The 23712-nt window shown below is 58.8% G+C and carries 26 protein-coding genes; 12 read left to right on the top strand and 14 right to left on the bottom strand.

Annotation, left to right across the window (positions count from 1 at the left end; all coding sequences use genetic code 11):
* The first annotated feature begins 29 nt into the window (after nucleotides 1–29).
* The gene (locus DOU54_RS21920; protein WP_113380866.1) at nucleotides 30–980 is read left to right on the top strand and encodes an aldo/keto reductase; all 951 of its coding nucleotides are present in this window, start codon (nucleotides 30–32) and stop codon (nucleotides 978–980) included.
* Entirely contained in the window at nucleotides 981–1424 is a 444-nt protein-coding gene (locus DOU54_RS21925; RefSeq protein ID WP_035206628.1) for a GNAT family N-acetyltransferase, read from the top strand.
* Here the strand turns inward: DOU54_RS21925 and DOU54_RS21930 are convergent, their stop codons facing one another.
* A complete protein-coding gene (locus DOU54_RS21930) occupies nucleotides 1425–2315 on the bottom strand; it encodes a LysR family transcriptional regulator (protein WP_004439376.1) in 891 nt (296 codons plus the stop codon).
* A gap of 116 nt (nucleotides 2316–2431) precedes the next feature.
* Between DOU54_RS21930 and DOU54_RS21935 the strand changes: the two genes are divergently transcribed.
* Nucleotides 2432–3433, top strand: coding sequence for an aldo/keto reductase (locus DOU54_RS21935; RefSeq protein ID WP_113380865.1), 1002 nt, complete (start codon nucleotides 2432–2434; stop codon nucleotides 3431–3433).
* A gap of 53 nt (nucleotides 3434–3486) precedes the next feature.
* Here DOU54_RS21935 and pheT read toward each other — a convergent pair whose 3' ends face one another.
* The 6 genes from pheT to infC all read right to left on the bottom strand — a co-directional run bounded on the left by pheT (nucleotide 3487) and on the right by infC (nucleotide 9420).
* Entirely contained in the window at nucleotides 3487–5910 is a 2424-nt protein-coding gene (gene pheT / locus DOU54_RS21940) for a phenylalanine--tRNA ligase subunit beta (RefSeq protein WP_113380864.1), read from the bottom strand.
* A 24-nt stretch (nucleotides 5911–5934) separates the two neighbouring features.
* Complete coding sequence (gene pheS / locus DOU54_RS21945) at nucleotides 5935–7017, bottom strand: phenylalanine--tRNA ligase subunit alpha (protein ID WP_004439367.1); 1083 nt, start codon at nucleotides 7015–7017, stop codon at nucleotides 5935–5937.
* Nucleotides 7010–7888 carry a lipopolysaccharide kinase InaA family protein gene (locus tag DOU54_RS21950; protein WP_113380973.1) on the bottom strand — a complete coding sequence of 293 codons (879 nt, stop codon included), beginning with the start codon at nucleotides 7886–7888 and terminating at the stop codon, nucleotides 7010–7012. Before DOU54_RS21950 ends, pheS begins: the two co-directional genes overlap by 8 nt.
* A 162-nt stretch (nucleotides 7889–8050) precedes the next feature.
* A complete protein-coding gene (rplT, locus tag DOU54_RS21955; protein ID WP_003493358.1) occupies nucleotides 8051–8455 on the bottom strand; it encodes a 50S ribosomal protein L20 in 405 nt (134 codons plus the stop codon).
* 40 nt (nucleotides 8456–8495) lie between these two features.
* Nucleotides 8496–8699: a 50S ribosomal protein L35 gene (gene rpmI, locus DOU54_RS21960; protein ID WP_003493355.1), complete on the bottom strand. Its 204-nt coding sequence runs from the start codon at nucleotides 8697–8699 to the stop codon at nucleotides 8496–8498.
* 184 nt (nucleotides 8700–8883) lie between these two features.
* Complete coding sequence (infC, locus tag DOU54_RS21965; protein ID WP_004439353.1) at nucleotides 8884–9420, bottom strand: translation initiation factor IF-3; 537 nt, start codon at nucleotides 9418–9420, stop codon at nucleotides 8884–8886.
* A gap of 187 nt (nucleotides 9421–9607) precedes the next feature.
* On the opposite strand from infC, the gene DOU54_RS21970 reads away from it, so the two are divergent.
* Nucleotides 9608–10396 (top strand): alpha/beta hydrolase, encoded by a 789-nt coding sequence (locus DOU54_RS21970; protein ID WP_113380863.1) that lies wholly within the window; start codon nucleotides 9608–9610, stop codon nucleotides 10394–10396.
* A 118-nt stretch (nucleotides 10397–10514) separates the two neighbouring features.
* Nucleotides 10515–11129, top strand: coding sequence for a transglutaminase-like cysteine peptidase (locus tag DOU54_RS21975; protein WP_004439350.1), 615 nt, complete (start codon nucleotides 10515–10517; stop codon nucleotides 11127–11129).
* Nucleotides 11130–11187: 58 nt separating this feature from the next.
* On the opposite strand, the gene mbfA is transcribed toward DOU54_RS21975, so the two are convergent.
* Nucleotides 11188–12171: an iron exporter MbfA gene (mbfA, locus tag DOU54_RS21980; RefSeq protein ID WP_006699734.1), complete on the bottom strand. Its 984-nt coding sequence runs from the start codon at nucleotides 12169–12171 to the stop codon at nucleotides 11188–11190.
* A gap of 140 nt (nucleotides 12172–12311) precedes the next feature.
* Between mbfA and DOU54_RS21985 the strand changes: the two genes are divergently transcribed.
* The gene (locus tag DOU54_RS21985) at nucleotides 12312–12785 is read left to right on the top strand and encodes a group III truncated hemoglobin (RefSeq protein WP_022555454.1); all 474 of its coding nucleotides are present in this window, start codon (nucleotides 12312–12314) and stop codon (nucleotides 12783–12785) included.
* A 185-nt stretch (nucleotides 12786–12970) separates the two neighbouring features.
* Nucleotides 12971–14074, top strand: a complete 1104-nt coding sequence (locus tag DOU54_RS21990; protein WP_004439343.1) for a TRAP transporter substrate-binding protein — start codon at nucleotides 12971–12973, stop codon at nucleotides 14072–14074.
* 7 nt (nucleotides 14075–14081) lie between these two features.
* Here DOU54_RS21990 and DOU54_RS21995 read toward each other — a convergent pair whose 3' ends face one another.
* Nucleotides 14082–15176, bottom strand: a complete 1095-nt coding sequence (locus DOU54_RS21995) for a helix-turn-helix domain-containing protein (RefSeq protein WP_162749549.1) — start codon at nucleotides 15174–15176, stop codon at nucleotides 14082–14084.
* 140 nt (nucleotides 15177–15316) lie between these two features.
* On the opposite strand from DOU54_RS21995, the gene DOU54_RS22000 reads away from it, so the two are divergent.
* Entirely contained in the window at nucleotides 15317–16390 is a 1074-nt protein-coding gene (locus DOU54_RS22000; RefSeq protein ID WP_113380972.1) for an alpha/beta hydrolase family protein, read from the top strand.
* 18 nt (nucleotides 16391–16408) lie between these two features.
* Here DOU54_RS22000 and DOU54_RS22005 read toward each other — a convergent pair whose 3' ends face one another.
* The 3 genes from DOU54_RS22005 to DOU54_RS22015 all read right to left on the bottom strand — a co-directional run bounded on the left by DOU54_RS22005 (nucleotide 16409) and on the right by DOU54_RS22015 (nucleotide 18019).
* Nucleotides 16409–16927, bottom strand: coding sequence for a GNAT family N-acetyltransferase (locus tag DOU54_RS22005; RefSeq protein WP_022555450.1), 519 nt, complete (start codon nucleotides 16925–16927; stop codon nucleotides 16409–16411).
* A gap of 19 nt (nucleotides 16928–16946) precedes the next feature.
* Complete coding sequence (locus DOU54_RS22010) at nucleotides 16947–17528, bottom strand: helix-turn-helix domain-containing protein (RefSeq protein ID WP_112766057.1); 582 nt, start codon at nucleotides 17526–17528, stop codon at nucleotides 16947–16949.
* 89 nt (nucleotides 17529–17617) lie between these two features.
* Nucleotides 17618–18019, bottom strand: a complete 402-nt coding sequence (locus DOU54_RS22015) for a ketosteroid isomerase-related protein (RefSeq protein WP_004439334.1) — start codon at nucleotides 18017–18019, stop codon at nucleotides 17618–17620.
* A gap of 72 nt (nucleotides 18020–18091) precedes the next feature.
* Between DOU54_RS22015 and DOU54_RS22020 the strand changes: the two genes are divergently transcribed.
* The 3 genes from DOU54_RS22020 (at nucleotide 18092) to lepA (ending at nucleotide 21465) form a co-directional block, all read left to right on the top strand.
* Entirely contained in the window at nucleotides 18092–18700 is a 609-nt protein-coding gene (locus DOU54_RS22020; protein WP_162749547.1) for a GNAT family N-acetyltransferase, read from the top strand.
* Nucleotides 18697–19566, top strand: a complete 870-nt coding sequence (locus DOU54_RS22025; protein WP_113380859.1) for a carbon-nitrogen hydrolase family protein — start codon at nucleotides 18697–18699, stop codon at nucleotides 19564–19566. The genes DOU54_RS22020 and DOU54_RS22025 overlap by 4 nt, the downstream gene beginning before the upstream one ends.
* 72 nt (nucleotides 19567–19638) lie before the next feature.
* Nucleotides 19639–21465: a translation elongation factor 4 gene (lepA, locus tag DOU54_RS22030; RefSeq protein ID WP_082074379.1), complete on the top strand. Its 1827-nt coding sequence runs from the start codon at nucleotides 19639–19641 to the stop codon at nucleotides 21463–21465.
* Between the two features lie 71 nt (nucleotides 21466–21536).
* Here the strand turns inward: lepA and DOU54_RS22035 are convergent, their stop codons facing one another.
* Entirely contained in the window at nucleotides 21537–21944 is a 408-nt protein-coding gene (locus tag DOU54_RS22035) for a DUF2000 family protein (RefSeq protein ID WP_004439326.1), read from the bottom strand.
* Nucleotides 21945–22038: 94 nt separating this feature from the next.
* On the opposite strand from DOU54_RS22035, the gene DOU54_RS22040 reads away from it, so the two are divergent.
* Nucleotides 22039–22815: an AraC family transcriptional regulator gene (locus DOU54_RS22040; protein ID WP_162749560.1), complete on the top strand. Its 777-nt coding sequence runs from the start codon at nucleotides 22039–22041 to the stop codon at nucleotides 22813–22815.
* Here DOU54_RS22040 and DOU54_RS22045 read toward each other — a convergent pair whose 3' ends face one another.
* Nucleotides 22816–23703, bottom strand: a complete 888-nt coding sequence (locus DOU54_RS22045; RefSeq protein ID WP_113380858.1) for an NAD(P)/FAD-dependent oxidoreductase — start codon at nucleotides 23701–23703, stop codon at nucleotides 22816–22818. It abuts the gene before it with no gap.
* Nucleotides 23704–23712: the final 9 nt, after the last annotated feature.

Here is a 23712-nt window from a genome sequence, read left to right on the forward strand (position 1 = left end):
GCGATAAGACAGCAACAGGAGCATTCCCCGTGGAAAAACGAAGCCTCGGCCGCACCGGCCTCTCCATCGCCCCCGTCGTCTTCGGCGGCAACGTGTTTGGCTGGACAGCGGATGAAAAGACGTCGTTTGCCCTGCTTGACGCCTTTTTTGATGCGGGGTTCAACGCCATCGACACCGCAGATGTCTATTCCGCCTGGGTGGATGGGCATGTGGGCGGTGAATCCGAGGCCATCATCGGCAAGTGGCTGAAGCAATCCGGCGTCAGGCGCGAGGACGCGGTGATCGTCACCAAGGTGGGTTTCGACAATCGCGGCCAGAAGACCGGTCTCAGTGCCAAGTGGATCGCCGAAGCCGTCGAAGCTTCGCTGAAGCGGCTTCAGACTGATTATATCGACCTTTACCTCGCGCATAAGCCGGATGCCGACGTGCCGCTGGAAGAAACACTTGTCGCCTTCGCAAAACTGAAGGAACAGGGAAAAATTCGCGCCATAGGCTGCTCCAACTATTCCGCGAGCCAGCTTCAGGATGCGCTGGACACGGCAGAAAAAAATAATCTTCCGCGTTACGACGTGCTGCAGCCGGAATACAACCTCTATAACCGCAAGGATTTCGAAGGCCTGCTTGCCGAGCTTTGCCAGAAGGAAGAGATTGGCGTCATCAATTATTACAGCCTAGCGGCCGGCTTTCTGACCGGGAAATATCGTGCCAAGGCCGATACAGAGGGCGTCGCCCGCAGCTATCGCGTGGGCGAATATGTCAATGCCCGTGGCCTTGCCGTCCTGGGGGCCATGGATGCGGTGGCGGTCGAAACGGGGGCCAAGCTTGCAGATATTGCACTGGCCTGGCTGTTGAGAAAGAAGGCGATAACCGCGCCCATCGCCAGCGCCACCAGCCTGTCCCAGCTCGAAAGCTTCAAACGCGCCGTTGAGTTGACCTTGACGGATGAGATGATGACGCTTCTCGACAAGGCGGGTGCATAAATGGAGCTTGTAATTCGCGATGCGCAGCCGGCTGACCGGGCGGAATGGCTGCGCCTGTGGAACGACTATCTCGCCTTTTACGATGTCGATCTTGCCGACGAGGTAACCGACCATACATGGGAGCGCATTCTCGACCCCGCCTCCCGCGTTTCGATGCGGGTGGCAATGCTTGGCGACCGCATGGCCGGTTTCGCCATTCACCACTTCCATGATTCTACCTGGGTGAAAACGCCTGACTGCTATCTGGAAGACCTTTTTGTCGATGGCGAAATCCGCGGTAAGGGGACGGGCCGGGCGCTGATGGACGACCTTATCGCTATCTGCAAGAAAAAGGGCTGGTCCAGGCTTTACTGGAACACCGGTGAGGACAATTACCGCGCCCAGAAGCTCTACGACAGCTACGTGAAAAGCGACGGCCATATCCGCTATCGCATCACCTTCTGATCACCCCCGGAAGCGGAAGAAATCCACGAAGGCCCTCAGCGCCGGACGCATCTGCCGGCGCGAGGGGTAATAGATGTAAAATCCGTCAAACGGCGCGCACCAATCCTCGAGAACGCGGATCAGCCTGCCCTCCCTTATATCGTCTTCGACACGCTGTTCAAAAACGAAGGCAAGCCCTGCGCCGTCTATCGCCGCCCGGCGAATGAGACTCTGGTCCGACAGGATCAGCGGCCCCTGAACGTCGACCACAAGCGCTTTGCCATTTTTCTCCAGCTCCCAGCGATAGATCAATCCACTCGCAAAACGCCGGCGGATGCAGCGATGCCGGATGAGGTCCCTCGGATCACGGGGAGGCGGATTTTCCGCAAAATAGGACGGTGCGCCGACAATCGCGCCACGCCAGGCCCCGCTCGCTTTCACGGCGATCATATCTGCATCGAGATGTTCCCCGAGACGAAGCCCGGCATCGAAACCTTTTGCGACAATATCTTCAAAGCGATCATCGGTCGAAATTTCGAGGGAGATTTCGGGATAGAGCCGCAGGAATTCCCCCAGCCGGGGCACAATAAGATCTTCAGCGGCAAGTCTGGGGAGAGTGATGCGCAAAGGACCGGCGGGTCGACCGCCCTGTTCGGCAAGGGTATCGATGACGGCGTCGATATCGGCAAGCGCCGGACCCAAGGTTTCGAGAAGCCGCTTTCCTTCCTCTGTCGGAGAAACGCTGCGGGTGGTACGGTGAAGTAGCCGCAGGCCCAGGCTCGCCTCCAGCGACGAGACCGCATGGCTGACGGCGGAAGGGGCAATGCCGAGTTCGGCAGCCGCCTTGCGAAAGCTCCGGCCTTCGGCAACGGCGGAGAGAACGGCCAGTTGGGAGAGTTGCACACGGTTCATTGTTCTAAATTATAGAACAACCCACGCGGATTTGCAGTGATTATTTTTGCTGTTCTCATTCGCTATGTTCCAATCACGCCCTGATGACGGGCGGTTCCTTATGGAAGGACGAACAGATGAAAAGCAGAACCCTTGGAGACAATCTGACCGTATCGGCGCTCGGACTCGGTTGCATGGGAATGACCCATGCCTATAGCCCGACGGGCGATGAAAGCAGTGCGATCGCGACGCTGCATCGCGCTGTTGACCTCGGCGTTACATTTTTCGATACGGCGGAAGTTTATGGGCCCTACACGAACGAAATTCTCCTCGGCAAGGGCCTGAAGCCTTACCGTGACAAGGTGGTGATTGCCACCAAGTTCGGCTTCAAGATTGATGGCAGCAAGCCCGCGGGCCAGATGATGGTGGGAACGGACGGTCGACCGGAAAATGTTCGTGCCGTCGCCGAAGCCTCCCTCAAGCGCCTCGACGTTGACGCCATCGACCTCTTTTACCAGCACCGTGTCGACCCGGATGTGCCAATCGAGGAAACTGTGGGGGCGATGGCGGAACTGGTGAAGCAGGGCAAGGTAAAACATCTTGGCCTCTCCGAAGCCAGTGCCGAAACGCTTCGAAAAGCCCACGCCACCCACCCGATTGCCGCCATTCAGAGCGAGTACTCGCTGTGGACCCGCGACCCGGAAGAAAATGGCGTGCTGGATACCTGCCGTGAGCTGGGCATCGGTTTCGTACCGTTCAGCCCGCTTGGGCGCGGTGCGCTGACCGGAGCGCTGAAATCGCTGGACGGACTTGCAGCCGATGATTTCCGGCGTGGCCTGCCGCGTTTCCAGGGTGAAAACTTCGACGCGAACCTGGCGCTGGTCAGACTTCTGGAAGACATGGCTGCCGAAAAGGGTGTGACTGCCGGGCAACTTGCATTGGCCTGGGTGTTGGCGCAGGGGCATTTCATCGTACCGATCCCGGGCACCACGAAGATTGCCAATCTGGAGAAAAACGTCGCGGCCGCTGATGTGTCCCTGACGCCGGAAGAAGTCGAAAGCCTTGGCGCGTTGCTGGCTCCGTCCAAGGTTGCGGGCGAACGTTATCCCGAACGCATGTCACAGATGGCCAATCGTTAAAAAACAAAAAGCCGCGGTGGTTGCCGCGGCTTTTTTCAATCTGTTATCCGACGTCAGGCGCGCAGAACGCCGCCTGTCGATTTCTCGACATTGCCGACGATCTTGGCCGTCAAGGCTTCGAAATCCTCATCGGTCAGAGTCTTGTCGACCGGTTGAATCTGCACTTCGATGGCGACCGACTTGCGGTTTTCTCCGAGCGATGCGCCTTCGAAGATATCGAAGACATTGACGCCTGTGATCAGTTTGCGATCAGCGCTCGTTGCCGCCTTGATGATCGCCCCCGCCTCTACGGCCTTGTCGACCACGAAGGCGAAGTCGCGCTTGACCGCCTGGAAGGGGGAGAGTTCGAGCGCAGGCTTGGTGCGGGTGGCTTTCTTCTTCGGCTCCTGCATGGCGTCGAGATAAATCTCGAAACCGCAATAGACACCCGACACATCCAGCTCGGACAGTGTTTTCGGATGGAATTCACCGAAGTAACCAAGCACGACCTTCGGGCCCATCTTGATGGTGCCGGAGCGGCCGGGATGATACCAGGCAGGCCCGCCGGCCTCGATCTGGACATTGGCCATGGGGAGGCCGCAGGCTTCCAACACCGTCAGTGCATCCGCCTTTGCGTCGTAGATATCCACGGGCTTGCCGCCGCCCTTGGACGCATTGGACCACATGCGGCCGCTGCCAGCGAGCGAGGCCGTGCCACGGCGAACACCGCCAGCAACACGGCGCTGCGTATCAGGCGTGTCGCCTTCATAGGTGCCGGAGACCTCGAAGATTGCGACGTCACCATAGCCCTTGTCGGCATTGCGCTGCGCGGCGGTCAGCAGGCCCGGCAGCAGCGAGGGCCGCATATCCGACATATCGGCCGCAATCGGGTTGGCGAGCTTCAGCGCCGGCGAGCCGCCGCCGAATAGCATCGCCTGCGCTTCCGGAATGAAGGACCATGTGACGGCCTCCAGCATGCCGCGGCTTGCCAGCGCACGGCGCGCGGTGCGCGTGCGGACCTGCAGCGTGGTCAGGATGCGACCGTTGACGGCACCGAAGCTTTCCAGCGGCTCGGGTTTGATATTGTCAACGCCATGAATGCGCATGACCTCTTCAACCAGATCAGCCTTGCCGTCGACATCTGGGCGCCAGGACGGCACAGTGACGGACACGCGCTCGCCCGTTCCCTCGACCCCAAAACCCAGGCCCTTGAGGATGGCGAGGCTCTCTTCAGCCGAGACTTCGAGCCCCGTCAGCCGCTTCACTTCCGCAAGCGGGAAATCCACGACCCTGGGCTGATATCCCTTGTAACCAACGACCCTGGCTTCGCCGGCAACGCCGCCGCAGAGCTCCAGAACCAGTTCGGTGGTCCGCTCCAGGCCCGGAACCATGTATTCCGGATCGACACCGCGCTCGAAACGGTAGCGCGCATCGGTGATGATGCCGAGCGAACGGCCGGTCTTGGCAATGTTGATCGGGTCCCAGAGGGCGGATTCGATCAGCACGTCGACGGTGTTTTCGTCGCAGCCGGAATGTTCGCCACCCATCACGCCGCCGATAGACTCGAGGCCCTTTTCATCGGCGATGACGACATTGTTCGGGCCGAGCTTATATTCACGCTGATCGAGCGCGAGGATCGTCTCACCCTCCTTTGCGCGGCGAACGGTCAGATCACCCTTGACCTTGGCGGCGTCGAAGACGTGCATCGGCCGGCCCTGATCGAAGGTCATGTAGTTGGTGATATCAACAAGCGCATTGATCGGACGCAGGCCGATCGCCAGAAGACGCTGCTGCATCCATTTCGGGCTGGGGCCGTTCTTCACACCGCGCACGATGCGTAGTGAAAAGCCAGGGCAGAGGGCGGGATCGTCCAGTTCCAGCTTCACATCGACGGGCGTTGCGCCTTCCACCTTGAAGGAGGGTGCAGGCTTTGTCTTCAGCTTGCCGAGACCGGAGGCCGCGAGATCACGCGCAATGCCGTAGATCGAGGTGCAGTCCGGACGATTGGGCGTGAGATTGATCTCGATGACAGGATCATCGAGGCCGGCATATGATGCGAAGGAAGTACCGACGGGCGCATCCGCCGGCAGGTCAATGATGCCGTCGTGATCGTCGGAAATGTTGAGCTCCTTTTCGGAGCACATCATGCCATGGCTTTCCACACCGCGAATCTTCCCGATGGCGAGCGTGACATCGATGCCCGGGACATAGGTGCCTGGACGTGCGAGCGCACCGACGAGGCCAGCGCGCGCATTCGGTGCACCGCAGACGATCTGCACCGGCTTGCCGTCACCGGCATCGACCATCAGCACTTTCAGGCGGTCGGCCTCCGGGTGCTTTTCAGCGGAAACCACCTTGGCAATGACGAAGGGCTTGTAGGCCGCCTTGTCGTCAACATCCTCGACCTCAAGGCCAATCGCCGTCAACCGCTCGCAGATCTCGTCCAGAGTCGCATCGGTATCGAGATGCTCTTTCAGCCAGGAAAGAGTGAATTTCATGTCTTTGCTCCTTGGCTAACCGGATTAAACGCTCAGACCGCCGAACAGCGTCGGCATGTCGAGCGGGCGGAACCCGTAGTGGTTCATCCAGCGGACATCGGCGTTGAAGAAATCGCGCAGATCGGGCATGCCGTATTTCAGCATGGCGATGCGGTCGAGACCCATGCCCCAGGCAAAGCCCTGATATTCATCCGGATCCAGCCCGCCGGCGCGCAGCACGTTCGGGTGCACCATGCCGCAGCCGAGAATTTCCATCCAGTCCTTGCCCTCGCCGAACTTGACGATGGGGCCGGAACGGTCGCACTGGATATCCACCTCGAAGCTTGGCTCCGTGAAGGGGAAGAAGGACGGGCGGAAGCGCATGACGACGCTGTCGACCTCGAAGAAGGCCTTGCAGAACTCCTCAAGAATCCAGCGCAGATTGCCGACATGCGCCTTCTTGTCGATGACAAGACCTTCGACCTGATGGAACATCGGCGAATGGGTGGCATCGGAATCCTGGCGATAGGTCTTGCCGGGGATGACGATGCGGATCGGCGGCTTCTGGCTCTCCATGGTGCGGATCTGCACCGGTGAGGTGTGGGTGCGCAGCACCTTACGCTCGCCTTTTTCGTCCGGCTGGAAGAAGAAGGTATCGTGCATCTCGCGGGCCGGGTGGCCTTCCGGGAAGTTCAGTGCCGTGAAGTTGTAATAGTCAGTCTCGATGTCAGGACCTTCGGCGATGGAGAAACCCATATCCGCGAAGATGGCAGTGATTTCGTCGACGATCTGACTGATGGGATGAATGCGGCCGCGCTCTGCCGGAGACTGGCGGACAGGCAGGCTGACGTCCACCGTTTCGGCCTTGAGACGCGCGGCGATGGCGGCGTCTTTCAGCGCGTTCTTGCGCTCGCCGATAAGGTCGGTAATTTCGGTCTTGAGCTGATTAATGGCGGCGCCGCGGGTCTGGCGCTCCTCCGGGCTCATGCTGCCAAGCGTCTTCAGAAGCTCCGAAACCGAGCCCTTCTTGCCAAGCGCGGAGACGCGCACGGCTTCGATGGCCGGTTCATCGGCAGCGGCGGCGATCTCCGACATCAATTGCGATTTCAAGGTATCAAGTTCAGTCATCTTTTCCTGCCTTGCCGGATTTTTTAACAGCGGCGTCGGTGTTCACAGCATTCATCAGATAGTCGGTCGCCATGATAAAGCGTCGCAGATCACTACCCATCCGCACGCGCCCGATCAACCGGGCAAGCGGTAAAAAACGCCCGAGAATGCGGGTCAAGCGGGTTAATTCTTCCAGTGCGCGGGGCGGAGCATTTTCGAGCCAGCGCGAAAAGGCGGCGTCGCGGGTTTTGGGGGCATCATTGGCGCGCGTGGCCACCTGCAGAAACAGCAGCCAGATATCACGAGCCTGCGCCGTTTCCAGCGGCATGACATCCTGAGGGCGCTCCTCGAAATCCATGAAACCGATACGGCCATCCTTCAAGAAGAAGTCTCGTACATGCGGGCGGCCGTGGCAGAGGCCTGCGGCATGCAGCTCGCCAAGTGCTTCTGCGGATTTAACAAGCAGGGCGTCATGCTCGGTCGGATCGGAGGCCTTCAGGGCATCCATGCGCTCCATGAGCGTCGGGCCTACATCTCCCAGCACCACGGCCGTGCGGGATGAGTAGATCAGCGGCGGAACCGGGAAGCCGCGCTGCTGGAACTGCTGCAAGGTTTCCAGTTCCCGCTGCATGAGGCCCGCGCCATCAAGCGGTTCGGAAGGGCGAAGAAAAGCGTAGGGCAGCAGTTTTGACAGCAGCTTCTGAATTTTCATCCACCACGTCACACGCTCCGTGCCCTGCCGTTTGATCCACACCGTCAGCTGTGAGAGTTCAACCTTCTGAATGCGACGGTCACTTTTCAGGAGGACACGCATCACGGTTGCGATGTCATCGTCGTCGAGATGAACGCGAAAACCTTCCGCTTCCACAACCTCACTTTTATTGACCTGCATTTCGTCCACCAAAGGTTTCGCTTCAAACGGCGTGAATACTCCAAGTCTTCTAAATTTCTAAATTAAAAAACGCCGATAGAAATGTATGGCAGCTGAAAAGAAAAAACCCGCGCCGGTTGCCCGACGCGGGTTCAAATGAACAACAGATTGTCCGCGCCGTAATTACTTTACAGCGGTTTCAAACTCGTTGGCCGTACCAGCATCCTTGAGGTACTCAAGCGCCTTCTTCGCTGCTTCGACGAGCGCGCCGAATGCTGCCGGCTCATGGATAGCCATGTCGGACAGAACCTTGCGGTCCACTTCGATGCCAGCCTTGTTCAGGCCGTCGATGAAGCGGCCATAGGTGAGGCCGAATTCGCGGACAGCAGCGTTGATACGCTGGATCCAAAGAGCGCGGAAGTTGCGCTTGTTGACCTTGCGGTCGCGGTAAGCGTACTGCTTGGAACGATCCACGGCAGCCTTTGCTGCGCGGATGGTGTTCTTGCGGCGGCCGTAGAAACCCTTGGCTGCCTTGAGTGTCTTGGTGTGCTTGGCGCGGGAAGTTACGCCACGTTTTACGCGTGCCATGTCATGATCTCCTTAAAGTGTCCAAAAATGCGGAAAAGTCTCAGAGACCGTTCGGCAGGTAGTTCTTGACGACCTTCTTGCCGTCAGCTTCGGCGAGAACCATGGTTCCACGCGCGTCGCGAATGAACTTGTTGGTACGCTTGATCATGCCGTGGCGCTTACCGGCGGCGGCTGCAACAACCTTGCCGGTTGCAGTGATCTTGAACCGCTTCTTTGCAGCGGACTTCGTCTTCATCTTGGGCATTTTGCTACTCCGTTTTTGTATCGAAACAGGCAGACGAGGCCTATTTCAAGCTATTCAGGAACGGCCTCGGCATGCCCTGCCGGACCGTTCGGACGCGCGCTTATAACCGCAGTCGATTAAAAGCGCAACGGGGAAAGCGAACTTCCCCGTGCGGCTCATTACGCCAGTTCTGTGGCGGTATAAGTTATTTCGGCGCGAGAACCATCATCATCTGACGGCCTTCCAGCTTCGGCTCGGCCTCCACCTTGGCAATCGCCTGAGTGTCTTCCTTCACCTGAAGAAGAAGCTTCATGCCCAGTTCCTGGTGGGCCATTTCACGGCCACGGAACTTCAGCGTCACCTTCACCTTGTCGCCATCTTCAAAGAAACGGCCCATCGCCTTCATCTTCACGTCATAATCATGCGTGTCGATGTTAGGGCGCATCTTGATTTCTTTGACTTCGACGATCTTCTGTTTCTTGCGCGCTTCAGCGGCCTTTTTCTGGGTCGCGTATTTCAGTTTGCCGAGATCGAGGATCTTGCACACCGGCGGTTCAGCGTTCGGCGAAATCTCAACGAGATCGAGACCGGCCTCCTCCGCCAGTTTCAATGCCTGATCCGTCGGCATGCTACCGAGGTTCTGGCCCTCTTCATCAATAAGCTGAACTCTGGGAACCCGAATTTCCCGGTTGGAGCGCGGCCCCTCCTTGACGGGGGCATCGGCTTTGAAAGGTCTGCGAATGGTCGTATTCTCCTGATCTGTTTCTGGATCACGTCGGCAAAAAACAGCTTGTTTGGTACAAGCGGCGGAAATGTCGTTATTGCCGTGGCGAAGTCAATAGCATATCTGCCCGAAAAGATCACCTGTTGTCACGGTTTTTGCAAATACGCCGCCGTTGTTGCACTAAAATCAGGAGAATTGCATATACATGAGCGAACAAGCCGCCGAATTCCTGCGCGTAGGTCCCGATAACGACAGCCGCGAGATTGCCATTCTCCATCGTCCGGCCATTTCCGGCAAAAGCGCACCCATGCTGGTGTGGCTCGGCGGCTATCGTTCAGACATGACCGGAACAAAGGCGGTCGAACTGGATCGCTTTGCAGCGAAAAACGGCCTTGCCTGCCTTCGGTTCGACTATTCCGGCCACGGCGCGTCCGGCGGAGATTTCAAAAAAGGCACGATCTCCCGATGGCTGGAAGAGGCACTCGCCGTAGTGCGTGCAAAGGCGCCGTCGAGCGTCATTCTCGTCGGCTCTTCGATGGGCGGATGGATCGCCTTGCGCATGGTTGAGGAACTACGCAAGACAGGTGGCGCCCCATCCGTCGCAGGCCTGATCCTCATCGCGCCTGCGCCTGATTTCACGGCGGAACTGATAGAGCCCAGCCTGACGGAGGCAGAAAAGACATCGCTGCTGGAGAGGGGCTATTTCGAGGAGCACTCGGAATACAGTCCCGAGCCCAACATCTTCACCCGCGCGCTCATGGAAGACGGCCGGCAGAACCGCGTGTTGCAGGGCATCATCACCACCGGTTGCCCCGTTCACATCCTGCAGGGCATGCGCGATCCCGACGTGCCCTATCAACACGCGCTGAAACTTCTGGAACACCTGCCAGCCGACGACGTGGTTCTGACGTTGATCCGCGACGGCGACCACCGGCTCTCCCGGCCACAGGACATTGAAAGGATGCTCACGGCGGTGAGAGCCCTTGCAACATAGGCATTTCCGCAACGCTCTTAACCATATTCAACGAGTCTTGCGCGCCATTGATTGCTAAAGATTGACTCCTGCCCCCCAACCCTCTTAACTTTTCATTAAGAATTAAGGGACGGGTTTCATGATGAACGCACCGCTGGCGCGTGCGCTGCTGTCTGCAGTTGCCGCCGGGCTAATGACTGCTGCCTCCGCCATGGCGGAAACCAAGGGAAGCCCTTCCATGGTGACGGGCGGGATCACCTCCCAGCCGATCGGCCATTACGAGTTCTGTCAGAAATATGCCGATGAGTGCAACATTCGCAGCAAGGCGACGCCGCCGCCACGCGTCACCGACTATGGCTGGGGCGTCATTCGCGAGGTCAACACCTCCGTCAACACGACCATCGTGGCGATGACCGACCAGGAAATCTATGGCAAGGACGAGGTCTGGGAATACCCGACAACCGCCGGCGATTGCGAAGATTTCGTACTGCTGAAGCGCAAGAAGCTGATCGAGCGCGGATTTTCCGTGGCCGACCTGCTGATAACAGTCGTTCGCAAGCCTGATGGTGAAGGTCATGCGGTGCTTACCCTTCGCACCACGGATGGCGACTATATCCTCGATAATCTCACCGACGACGTGAAGCTCTGGACCGACACAAACTACACCTATCTGAAGCGGCAGGCGTCCTTTAATACGGGCCGCTGGGTTTCCATCGAGGATGGTCGGGACGTTCTGGTCGGCGCGTTGCGCTGATCTGCATGAAATCGATTATATCGAAAAGCCCGCGGCAGGCGCCGCGGGCTTTTGCCTTTTAGCCATTGCCGATGATAATGCCGGCCGCCAGCACCAATGAGCCACCGAGGACCACCTGAAAGACGGCGCGCAGGAATGGCGTTTCCATGAAGCGGTTCTGAATGAAGGCGATAGCCCAGAGTTCCACGAAAACAACGATCGCGGCAATAGCCGTGGCTGTCCAGAAATGCGGGATGAGATAGGGCAGCGCGTGGCCGAGGCCGCCAATGGCCGTCATGATGCCCGATGCCAGGCCGCGCTTCAGTGGCGAGCCGCGACCGGAAAGCTTGCCGTCGTCATGAGCGGCTTCCGTAAACCCCATGGAGATGCCCGCGCCGACGGAGGCGGAAAGACCGATGAGGAAGGTCTGCCAGGTATCCTGTGTGGCAAAGGCCGCTGCAAAGATTGGCGCCAGCGTCGACACGGAACCGTCCATAAGCCCGGCGAGACCCGGCTGCACATAGGTCAGGAGGAACTGACGCTTGGCGGTCTCCTCTTCTTCCGTTCTGCCGTTTTCATCGAGATGTTTTTCCTCGAGCATATGCGCGATATCCTCGTGGCCGCGCTCTGCCTCCGCCAGATCACCGAGCAACTTGCGCGTCGAAGCATCCGTGGTGCGCTTGACGGCTTCGTCGTAAAAACGGATTGCCTGCGCTTCCATCAATTCCGCCTGGGCGCGAATTTTTTCCAGTGAGAGATTCTTCACCAGCCAGTCCGGTGTGCGTTCGTAGAAACCACGCACATGTTCGCGGCGTATCAACGGTATGGTTTCTCCGAAGCGGCGGCGATGCATGTCGATCAACACGTTTCGATGCTGCTGCTCGACCTCGGCCATGTCGTCAAAAACCTTCGCCGATTGAGGATATTGCGCGCGCAGGTGATCGGCATAGGAGCGGTAGATGCGGGAGTCATCTTCTTCCGACGAGATGGCGAGCGCCAGGATTTCCTGTTCGCTGAGGGAGGAAAAGGGACGTTTGGAAAGCGAGAAAAGACTGTGGAACATGGCTGAAACCTTTTTAGAATAATTCTAAATACATCCACATCACCCCGCGATCAAGCCATCTTAGAATAATTCTAATCAGTCAAAGCGCCGCATTGCCGATGGCAGCGCAGCGGCGTAAATTCGTCGGGAAAGGATCGATGATGCAGAACCCAGCCGCGGCAAGAGCCGCCCACAGCGCAGAAATTCAGGACAGGGCAGAAAAAGCGATGGCGGCTATCGGTGTCGATGCCCGTTTCATCGATCTGCTGGTGGAAACATTTTACGGTCGCGTGCTGGAGCACCCCGCGCTCGGGCCCGTTTTCGATGCGCGGCTTGCAGGCCGCTGGCCGGAACATATGGCCAGGATGAAGCAGTTCTGGGCGGCCGTCGCGTTCAAGAATGGCGGCTATGGCGGCAAGCCGGTCCAAGCCCATCTTGGCGTAAAAGGCATGACCGCCGAGCTTTTCCCCCAATGGCTTGCGCTGTTTTCCGCCACACTCGATGACATTGCACCGGGCAGAGAGGCGCACGACTGGTTCATGGAAACCGCCGAACGCATCGCCAGAAGCCTGACGCTCTCGCTCTTTTACAATCCGGCGCTCGATGATCCCGCGTTGACGCGATCGTCGTCTTAACCGCAAGGCGCGGGGCCTGGGTACGGCACCTGATTGCAGAGTTGGAACGATGACGAAGCGCCGCGCAGGAGCGCGCAGGTTTCGAACATTCCCTCTTGATGGCCGTAAGGATAAATGTTTAGTAGCCGGCGGGAGGCGTACCGTGCGGTTCGCCTGTAATATGAAGTATAGCAGGGCTTATCGACATGGATCGCAGATCATTTATCCGCAAGGCTGGCGCCGTGGGCGCCGGTGTTACCGCAACGGCGCTGGCCGCTCCGGCCATCGCACAAGAAAATCCCAAGATTACCTGGCGCATGACGTCGTCCTTCACCAAGGGCCTCGACATTCTGTTCGGCGCGGGCCAGATCGTCGCCGATCACGTTAAGGAAGCTTCCGGCGGCAATTTCGTCATTCAGCATTTCGCGGGCGGAGAGATCGTGCCGGCCCTGCAGGCTGCGGACGCGGTGACGGCCGGAACCGTCGAAATGGCGCATACATGCGCCTATTATTACGTTGGCAAGGACCCGACCTTCGCGCTCGGGACCTCGGTTCCCTTCGGCCTCAATGCGCGCCAGACGAATGCCTGGTTCAACCAGGCCGGCGGCAACGAGCTGCTCAATGAGTTCCTTGCCCAGCACAATATCTACTCGATCCTGCTCGGCAACACCGGTGCCCAGATGGGCGGCTGGTTCCGCAAGGAAATCAACACCATCGACGACCTCAAGGGTCTGAAGATGCGTATTGCCGGCCTTACCGGCCAGGTGATGCAGAAGGTTGGCGTGACGCCGCAGCAGATCGCCGGCGGCGATGTCTACGCCGCGCTCGAAAAGGGCACGATCGACGCCACCGAGTTCGTCGGCCCCTATGATGACCAGAAGCTCGGCTTCTACAAGGTCGCGAAATATTACTATTACCCCGCATGGTGGGAAGGCGGCCCGGCCGTTCATGCCTTCGTCAACCTGCAGAAGTTCAACGAACTGCCGGAAAACTACAAGCGCATCCTGAAAGACGCCTGCGCCGCGGGCAGCGCCAGCATGCTGGAACGCTACGATGCACGCAATCCGAAGGCGCTGAAGGAACTGGTAGCGCAGGGCGCGATCCTGCGCCCCTTCAGCCAGGAAATCCTCGATGTCTGCCACAAAGCGGCGCAGGAAACCTACGCGGAGATTTCGGCCAAGAACGAGAGCTTCAAGAAAATCTACGAGAGCCAGCAGGCCTTCAAGAAGGATGCCTATCTCTGGGCACAGATCGCCGAATACACCTATGACACCTACATGATGATCCAGCAGCGTAACGGCACGCTCTGATCGACAATCATTTCCCGACGATCTTCAAACGGTCATCCGGCATCTGCCGGGTGGCTGTTTTGTTGGGGGAGACCAGTTTCCAAACCTGCCGTTCCCGCCAGTCGACCGGGCTCATGCCGGTGACGCGGCGAAATTCCCGGTTGAAGTTGGACTTGGTTTGAAAGCCGGAAGAAAACATGATCGATGTCACCGATTGATCCGTCTCCTCCAGCAACCGGCAGGCTTCGCGGATGCGCAGCTGGTTGACATATTGCGAGACGTTGACGCCAAGCGAACGATTGATCGCACCCGAAATCTGCCGGCTCGGCAGGCCGAGGCGTTTTGCTAGGCGCGACAGGTTGAGATTTTCGTCGCGGTAGAGCGCCTGCGACGTCATCAGGCGATCGAGGCCCGCAACAATCTCGCGGTCCTGTTGTGTTGGTTCCGAAGGAGGCGGCACCTCTGCCGGCGGCTCCGCGGCCGCTTGCGACGCCTTGCTTTTCCCGGCCATGGCCGCCATCAGCCCGATCAGCAACAGGCCGAAAAGATTGGCGTTGCTGACGAGCGCCGCGACGTTCTCGCCATGTGCCCATTCGAAATCGAGAAACACCAGAAGATCGAACATCGCGGAAACGCACAGCGCCGCAGCAGCGATGATCAGCGCCTTGTGTGCCGAAGCGACGCTCGCAAATTGCGCCTCGTCCAGCCCATCAGGCCCTTTTCTTCCGAGCAGCAGCAGGGCGGTGGCATGGCCAACGAAGAGGACAATCAGGCCAAGATCGATAGCGACCGGGAATGTGAATTCCAGAAGAATGATCAGCAGAGGGGACAGGACGAGGCTTGCCAGCATGGCTCTTCTGCTTTCCGGCCCCACCTTCATCAGGCCACGAAAGGCAATGTACACAAGTGGTGGCAGGCAGGCGGCCAAAACCGGCAGCACGTACCGAACCAGGCTCACCCCATATCCCCAGCGCAGGCCGACGAGCACAGACTGCAAGGCGCAAAGGGCGATAAGCGCCAAAAATACGCGGTTTGTCCGCACATCGTCTCCGCTTCGAAAGAAGACGATGAACATGACCACCAACAACAGCGCCACGACGAAAGGCAGGGGAATGAAAAGCACGATAACCATCCCGGAGCGAAACCTTGTCGCACTTCATGGACCAGATCGCGTTTCGGTACGACCTTTAACGCGATCAAGGACGCAAAAAATACGTGGCGGCGCAGATTGAGCCCCGTTCTTCCCAGAAACACGAGGTTTTCATGCGCCCTGTCACCACCATAGCGACCATGTTATTTTCCGCTTTCGTCACTCAACCGGTTTTTGCGGCGGACGCCGTCGGCATCAGCGAAACTACCGTCCATTCGCCAGCTCGCGGCAAAGACCTCGCTCTCACCGTCTGGTATCCATCTGACGGAAAGGGCACACAGGCGCCTTCCGGCGAGGACCGAATTTTTCAGGGCACGCCCGTGTTCAAGGATGGTGCGGTGAAAACGGGCCGCTTGCCGCTCGTGCTTCTGTCCCACGGCTCGGGTTCAAGAGTGTCCGGCATGGCATGGATCGCCGCGAAGCTTGCGAGCGAGGGTTTCATCGTCGCCGGCACCAACCATCCCGGCACCACCAGCGGCGATTCCACGCCCGCCGATACGCCGAAAATCTGGGAGCGAACAGACGATCTCTCAACGATCATTACGGTCATGACGGCAGAAGGCAAGTGGTCGAATGCGATCGACACGAAGAGGATCGGCGTTCTCGGCTTCTCGCTGGGCGGCAGCGCGGCGATGGAGATTGCGGGTGCGCGCGCCGATCTCGATGCCTATGCCCGCTATTGCGAGGACTATTCTTCGATGATGGATTGCCAGTGGTTCGCCGGCGGCCGGGGTTACCTCAATGGCGAGCCGGTCAGCGTTCCGAAGCTGGATATCAAAACCCTCGACAAGGCCCATTTCGAGCAGCAGAACCGCGATCCCCGCATCCGTTCCGCCGTGCTGGTTGATCCCGGCCTGGCGCTGGCTTTCAAACCGGAGAGCCTGAAAGCGATCGATATTCCGCTGACCTTCATCAATCTCGGCAGCAAAGGTAAAATTCCGCCGGCCGTGCTTGCGGATAAACTCGCAGACGACGTGCCCGGCGCGACCTATCTGCGGGTGGACGACGCCAACCATTTCAGCTTCCTGCCCCTCTGCAACCCGGATGCCGATGCATTTCTCAAATCCATCGGCGAGCGTGATCCGATCTGCGAACCGGCCGGACCACGAGACCGCGCGGATATTCACGCACAATTGGAGACGATGATCCTTACAGCTTTCAACCGCACGCTGAAGCCGGGCCAGTGAGGCTGCAGTCTCAAAGGCCTAGCCGATCCGCTTATAGAACAGGGTCGTGCTGCAAAAGCGTCCATCCGGAAACAGGGCGTAATCCGGAATGACGCCGACCCGTTCCCAGCCGAGACGGGGATAAATCGCCTCGGCATCGCTGCCAGTTGCCGTATCCAGAACCAGAAGGGTACGGCCACGTTTTGCCGCTTCCTCCTCCACCCTTTGCATGAGCTTGCGAGCGACGCCAAGGCCTCGGGCGGATGGGTGCACGAGAAGTTTCATCAGATCGCCGCGATGTGGCTGGTTGGGTTTGGAGGCGAGCCCCACCTGCACGGTGCCGACTACCTTGCCATCCACTTCCGCTACCACATGAATAGTCGCACCCTGACCTGCCGCTTCAGCCACGGATCGCCAGAAGGGTTCGGCATCCTGCGGGGAAAAGGGCAACATGAAGCCGACGGAGGCGCCGCCGTTCACGCAGGCGGCGAGGACTTCGCAGAGTTCTGGCAGGGCATCGATGGTTTCTTGCCCGTTCAACATGCGGATGATGGTCATAAAAACTCCTGTGGGGAAATCAGCGCTGTCTTTGATCCAGCACAACGGCATAACGGGCAGGTTTTTTGGAAGGATTGTGGAAGACGTGCCCTTCTCCGACCGGCATGAAAAGGCAATCGCCCGGCTCCAGCCGGTGAACGTTTCCGCCGCTCGTCATTTCCAGCACGCCTTCGAAAAGCCAGACATATTGCGTCATGCCCCGGCTTGCCGCATGCGGCGGAAAACCGACGCGCGCGCCGGCTGGAAATTCGACTTCGACAATATCGACATCCGATCCCACACGCGGCGGGGAAATGGCGCGGCGGACATAGCCTGTCTCGGGATCTTTCCAGAGCTGCTGATCGCGCTTTCTCACCAGCGGAGAAACGGTTTCCTCATTTTCGGCGAAGAAACCGGAGAGCGACAGGCCAAATGCCGCGCAGATGCGGGCGAGCAGCGACGCGGTGGGGCTCGCCTCTCCCCTTTCAATACGGGAAATCATGGCGCGGCTGACGCCCGATTCGGATGCAAGCCTGTCCAGCGTCAGGCCGCTTTCAGCCCGCAACGTTTTGATACGCTCGCCGATCGAGCGTTCGAGAATGTGATCTTCGTTTTCCATCATATGAGAATTTCACTCTCACATGATGGAGTCAATATCTTTCATAGTGGAAATTGTCATTTTTCCGCCGGGTGCTTATCGGCAAATAGGCGTCAGGCGCCGACCTGGGCAATCCAGTCATTCAGATTATAGTAGTTCGTTACTCGACTAACCTTTCCATCTTTCAGATCAAAAAAGGCGCCGGCCGGCAGCACATATGTCTGACCGTTCGCCTCGGGCAACCCTTCGTCAGTCTTGAGATATTCGCCATTGACAATGAATTCGGCGGACGCGCGCTTTCCATCCTCGCTCGCCATGATCACCATATCGGTAAGGTTTTCCTTATAGCAGCGGTTCATATGATCCATGAAGGACGCAAAGGCGGCCTTGCCGGTCTGGCGCTCGCCCTGATTAATGTCATGCACCACCTCATCGTGAAGCAGCGCCAGGAAGGCATCCATATCCTGACGGTTGAAGGCATCGTAATAGGCGCGGATGGTCTCGGCAGCGGTCATCGTCTTCTCCGTTCATGCTTGCGCGGGTGTTCCATGACGGTATAACCAGTGCAACCGAGAGTGAAAATGCCCATGACCGTCGAAATCAAGTCTCTTTCCGGCATTGACGCCACACCTTATTTCGATGACCTCGCGCGCCTGCGGATCGAGGTGTTTCGCGCCTTTCCGTATCTCTATGACGGCTCGCTTGAGTATGAGCGCAAATATCTTGCGACCTATGCCGATACGGATGGGGCGGTCTTCGTGCTGGCGCTCGATGACGGCAGAGTGGTCGGCATGTCCACCGGCATGCCGATGGCCGCCGAAACCGACGAGGTGAAAACGCCATTCGTGGAAGCGGGCTACGATCCGGACCGGATATTCTACTTCGGTGAAAGCGTGCTGCTTCCCGGCTATCGCGGCCACGGCGTCGGCGTGCGCTTCTTCGAGGAGCGGGAGGCACATGCAAAGCGGCTCGGCTTCAACCAGTGCACCTTCTGCGCTGTCGAGCGGCCTGCCGACCATCCCCGCTGGCCGATGGATTACGTGCCGCTCAATGCCTTCTGGGAAAAGCGCGGTTATCGCCACCACCCCGAGCTGCATACAAGCTTTACCTGGCAGGACCTCGACGAAAGCACCGAGAGCCCCAAACCCCTGTCATTCTGGATGAAGACCATCCTTGCCGGAGATGGAGACACATGACACGCCTCGCCGCCAGCCAATATGCCATCGAGCTGATCGAGACATGGGAGGCCTATACCGCCCATCTGTCCGCCGTTGTCCGCGAGGCCAAGAGCGAGGGCGCAGAACTGCTGCTGCTGCCGGAATATTCGGCTATGACGCTGACCGGTCAGTTGCCACCCGACATCCGTTCTGATCTGCACCGTTCCATCGAAGAGATACAGCCGATGATCCCCTCCTGGGTAGAGCTATGCGAGGAGCTGGCGCGGCAACATCAAATTCTGTTCCAGCCCGGCAGCGCGCCTGTGAAGGACCCGGACGGCAAATTCCGCAATCGCGCGTGGCTTTTCGGTCCGGATGGCCTGATCGGTTATCAGGACAAGCAGATCATGACCCGCTTCGAACGGGAGCAATGGACCATCCATGCCGGCGTCGAGGGCCTTAAAGCGTTTGATACGCAGATCGGCAGGCTGGGCATTCTCATCTGTTACGACAACGAGTTCCCGATGCTTGGCCGCAGGCTGGCGGAACTCGGCGTCGAACTGGTCCTCGCGCCCAGTTGCACCGATACGCTCGCGGGTGCTTATCGGGTCCGCATCGGCGCGCAGGCGCGGGCGCTGGAAAACCAGTATGCCGTCCTGTCATCGCCCACCGCCGGGGAAGCGCCATGGTCCCCGGCCGTCGATGAAAATCGTGGTCGCGCTGCCCTTTACGTGCCGTCGGACTACGGCATGCCAGCATCCGGCATCATCGCGGAAAGCGAAAGTGATGCGGTGACGCAAAGCAGCCTTTTGATCGCCGATATCGATCTTGCCGCAGTGGCGAGGCTCCGCACCGAGGGGCAGGTTGCCACCCGCCGCGACTGGCCGGAGCAATTTGCGGTCTGAAAGCCCATTTTAAAGGGCTTTTAACCAAATTCCCGCTTTGCGGCATGACAAGCCCCTGCTATAGCGCGGAACATGAGCACAAATTCGACCCGCACGCCCCTGGACCACATCCGCAACTTTTCGATCGTAGCCCACATCGATCACGGCAAATCGACGCTGGCCGACCGGTTGATCCAGTCGACAGGCGGCCTCGCCGAACGCGACATGTCGGAACAGGTCCTCGATTCGATGGATATCGAGCGCGAGCGCGGCATCACGATCAAGGCTCAGACCGTGCGCCTGCATTACAAGGCGAATAACGGCGAGACCTATGTGCTTAATCTTATCGACACGCCCGGCCACGTCGACTTTGCCTATGAAGTCTCCCGCTCGCTTTCGGCCTGCGAAGGTTCGCTGCTGGTGGTCGACGCTTCGCAGGGCGTGGAAGCCCAGACGCTCGCCAATGTCTATCAGGCAATCGACAATAATCACGAACTGGTCACGGTGCTCAACAAGATCGACCTGCCGGCGGCCGAACCCGACCGCATCAAGGAACAGATCGAGGAAGTCATTGGCATCGACGCTTCCGACGCCGTGATGATTTCCGCCAAGACAGGTCTTGGCATTCCCGATGTTCTGGAAGCCATCGTCCATCGCCTGCCGCCGCCGAAGAGCGATGTCGGCGAAAACGGGCCGCTGAAAGCGCTGCTTGTTGACAGCTGGTACGACACCTATCTCGGCGTCATGGTTCTGGTGCGCGTCATTGACGGCGTGCTGAGCAAGGGCCAGCAGATCCGCATGATGGGCTCGGGCGCGAAATACGGCATCGAGCGCGTCGGTGTCTTGACCCCGAAGATGGTCAATGTCGATAGCCTCGGCCCCGGCGAGATCGGCTTCATCACCGCCTCGATCAAGGAGGTGGCCGATACACGCGTTGGCGATACCATCACCGACGAAAAGCGCCCGACGGCGCAGGCCCTGCCCGGCTTCAAGCCCGCGCAGCCCGTGGTGTTCTGCGGCCTCTTCCCGGTCGATGCGGCCGACTTTGAAGATTTGCGCGCGGCGGTGGGCAAGCTTCGCCTTAACGACGCCTCCTTCTCCTTCGAAATGGAATCGTCTGCCGCTCTCGGCTTCGGTTTCCGCTGCGGCTTCCTGGGCCTGCTCCATCTCGAAATCATTCAGGAACGCCTCGAGCGCGAATTCAATCTCGATCTCGTCGCGACAGCGCCTTCGGTCGTTTATGAAATGACGCTGACGGATGGCACGGAAAAGGAACTTCACAACCCGGCGGACATGCCCGACGTGGTGAAGATCAAGGAAATCCGCGAGCCCTGGATCAAGGCCACGATCATGACGCCGGATGAATATCTCGGCGGCATCCTGAAACTCTGTCAGGACCGGCGTGGCCTGCAGACCGAGCTGACCTATGTCGGCAACCGCGCGATGATCACCTATGAATTGCCGCTCAACGAAGTGGTGTTCGATTTCTACGACCGCCTGAAGTCCATCTCCAAGGGCTATGCCTCGTTCGATTACAACATCATCGATTATCGCGAAGGCGATCTCGTCAAGATGTCGATCCTCGTCAATGGTGATCCCGTCGATGCGCTTTCCATGCTGGTCCACCGCTCGGCGGCCGACCGGCGCGGGCGCGGCATGTGCGAAAAGCTGAAGGAACTCATTCCGCCGCACATGTTCCAGATCCCGATCCAGGCCGCCATCGGCGGCAAGGTCATCGCCCGCGAAACCGTGCGCGCGTTGCGCAAGGACGTGACGGCGAAGTGCTACGGCGGCGACGCCACACGCAAGCGCAAACTTCTGGACAAGCAGAAGGAAGGCAAAAAGCGCATGCGCCAGTTCGGCAAGGTGGAAATTCCGCAGGAAGCCTTTATCGCCGCTCTGAAGATGAACGACGAATAAGCGGCGAAGTACCGCGATTGCTTTTGAAAGGGAGGCTTGCGGCCTCCCTTTTCCTTTCAAAAACACCGTTCTCAGGCGTGCAGCTTCGCGCCTTTTGTAATCTTGTCGACGATTTTCTTATCGGCTCTAAGCGCCATTCCGACAACCTTTGCGGTTTCCGGAGAAAATTCCGAGAAGACCTGACGGTTCGCCGCGTCGTGTCCGGTGGAGAACATTTCCTCGATATAAAGCGATGTCGTGACATCACGCTCAAGAGAACGCTGATGGATTTTGCGCAACGCCTCCTGATCCGCGGCCATCACGACAATCGGCTGGACAGACAGAGGATTGTAGACGTTCCCCGCCCCGTCGCGGTATGGTTCCCCGATGATCTCTCCGGTCTGGGCTACGATCCCGGACATGAGAAATGCGGTGACGTTCAATTTTTGCCAAACGGCAAGGTCGTCACGAAGGACGACGGCGATCTTGGTATCAAACATGCGAACTCAATCTGGCTGTGGTTACGAACGAGAAGCAATCCTACAGCCTCTGCATGCCACCGATCTTGAACGTTCGTGCAAATTCGAGGGCATCGTGCAGGCCCCCGCGAGCGACGGTTTCGAGCGCATAGAAGCGCGCTTTCACGGTAATGCTTACGCGCCGCACCGGCATGATACCTATGCGCTGGGCGTTACGCTCTCAGGCGTTCAGACCTTTTCCTATCGTGGCGCATCGCATTTCAGCATGCCCGGACATGTGATCGTGCTGCATCCCGACGAAGTTCACGATGGCGGCGCCGGCACGGATGAGGGCCTGCGCTACCGCATGCTTTACCTTCCGCCTGAAAAGATGATGCAGGCAGGACATAAGTCGCTGCCTTTTTCCAAACATCCCGTTATCGAGGACGAGGCCTTTCGCCTATGCCTGATCGAAGTGCTTGCCAACCTCGAAAGCGAGCCGGACAATCTACTTGTGACAGACTGGCAGGCGCGACTTGCGGTTCTGCTCTGCAAACATTCGAATGAAAGAACTGGGAAAATCAAGCGAGTTGACAGGGCCGCCGTCCTGCGGTGCAGGAATTACCTGCTGGAGAACAGCACCGCAACCGTGGGGTCGGAAGAGCTGGAAGAGATAAGCGGGCTCGACCGCTTTACGCTTTTTCGGCATTTCCGTTTCCTGTTCGGAACGAGCCCGCACCGTTATCTCATCATGCGGCGGTTGGAAAAATGCAAGGAGATGATGCGGGCCGGTGGCAGCCTTGCGGAAACAGCCTTCGCCTGCGGGTTCGCGGATCAGGCACATTTCACGCGGCATTTCAAAAATGCCTTCGGCATGCCACCGGGGCGCTGGCTCAACCTCGTTTCACACTGATCATTGCGGAAACAGGATCGACCGATGCGCCGCCGCACCTGCCATTGCGCCGTCGCCAACCGAAAGGGCCACAGAGCCGGCAGCCCTTGCCACATCGCCGCAGGCAAATACGCCGGCAATGGTCGTCTGTTTCATCGGATCGGTAACGACGGTCGACCCCATCGGTCCCTCCTCGATGGCGCAGCCAAGTTTTTTTACCCAGTCTGAGGCGATGCGCAATTTCGGCTGGGTGAAAAGGCCCGCCAGTGCAACATTACGCCCATCCACCAGAGCGATATCCGCAGGTCCGGCGATTTCCCGGATATGCGTTTTTTCCACATGGACCCCGCGAGCAGACAGAAGCGCATCCTGATCAGCATCCGGCTCGAAGACACCATTGGTAAAGAAGGTCGTCTCCCCCCAGTCCGGGAGCATCAGTGCATGATGTATGGCGAGAGGTGAAGCCGCGATAACGCCGATCTTTCCCTGATCCAGTTCGTAGCCATGGCAATAAGGGCAGTGGAAAACAGAGGACCCCCAGCGGTCCCTCAGCCCGGCTATATCCGGAAGTTCGTCGGTCACGCCCATTGCGAGAATGAGACGGGCGCCGCTTTCACGGCGACCGCCATCGATTTCAACCTCAAAGTCACCAAAAGTCCCTTCCGCATCCGTTACCCTCCCCCGCGCCCACTCGATCGTCGGGTAGCGCTCGATCTGGCTGCGCGCCTCGCTCACGATCTCGCCGGGCGCCTTGCCGTCCTGCCCAAGAAAACCATGGGAGTGGCTGGCAAAGCGATTTCGTCTTTCGCCTGCGTCCACCACCAGAACCCGCTTCCTTGCGCGGCCCAGCTGCAGGGCGGCGGATAACCCGGCGTAACTGCCGCCTATTATGATCACGTCGAATTTCATGATGCACCC

The organism is Agrobacterium sp. MS2 (assembly GCF_003261015.1).
GTDB classification, from domain to species: domain Bacteria; phylum Pseudomonadota; class Alphaproteobacteria; order Rhizobiales; family Rhizobiaceae; genus Agrobacterium; species Agrobacterium pusense.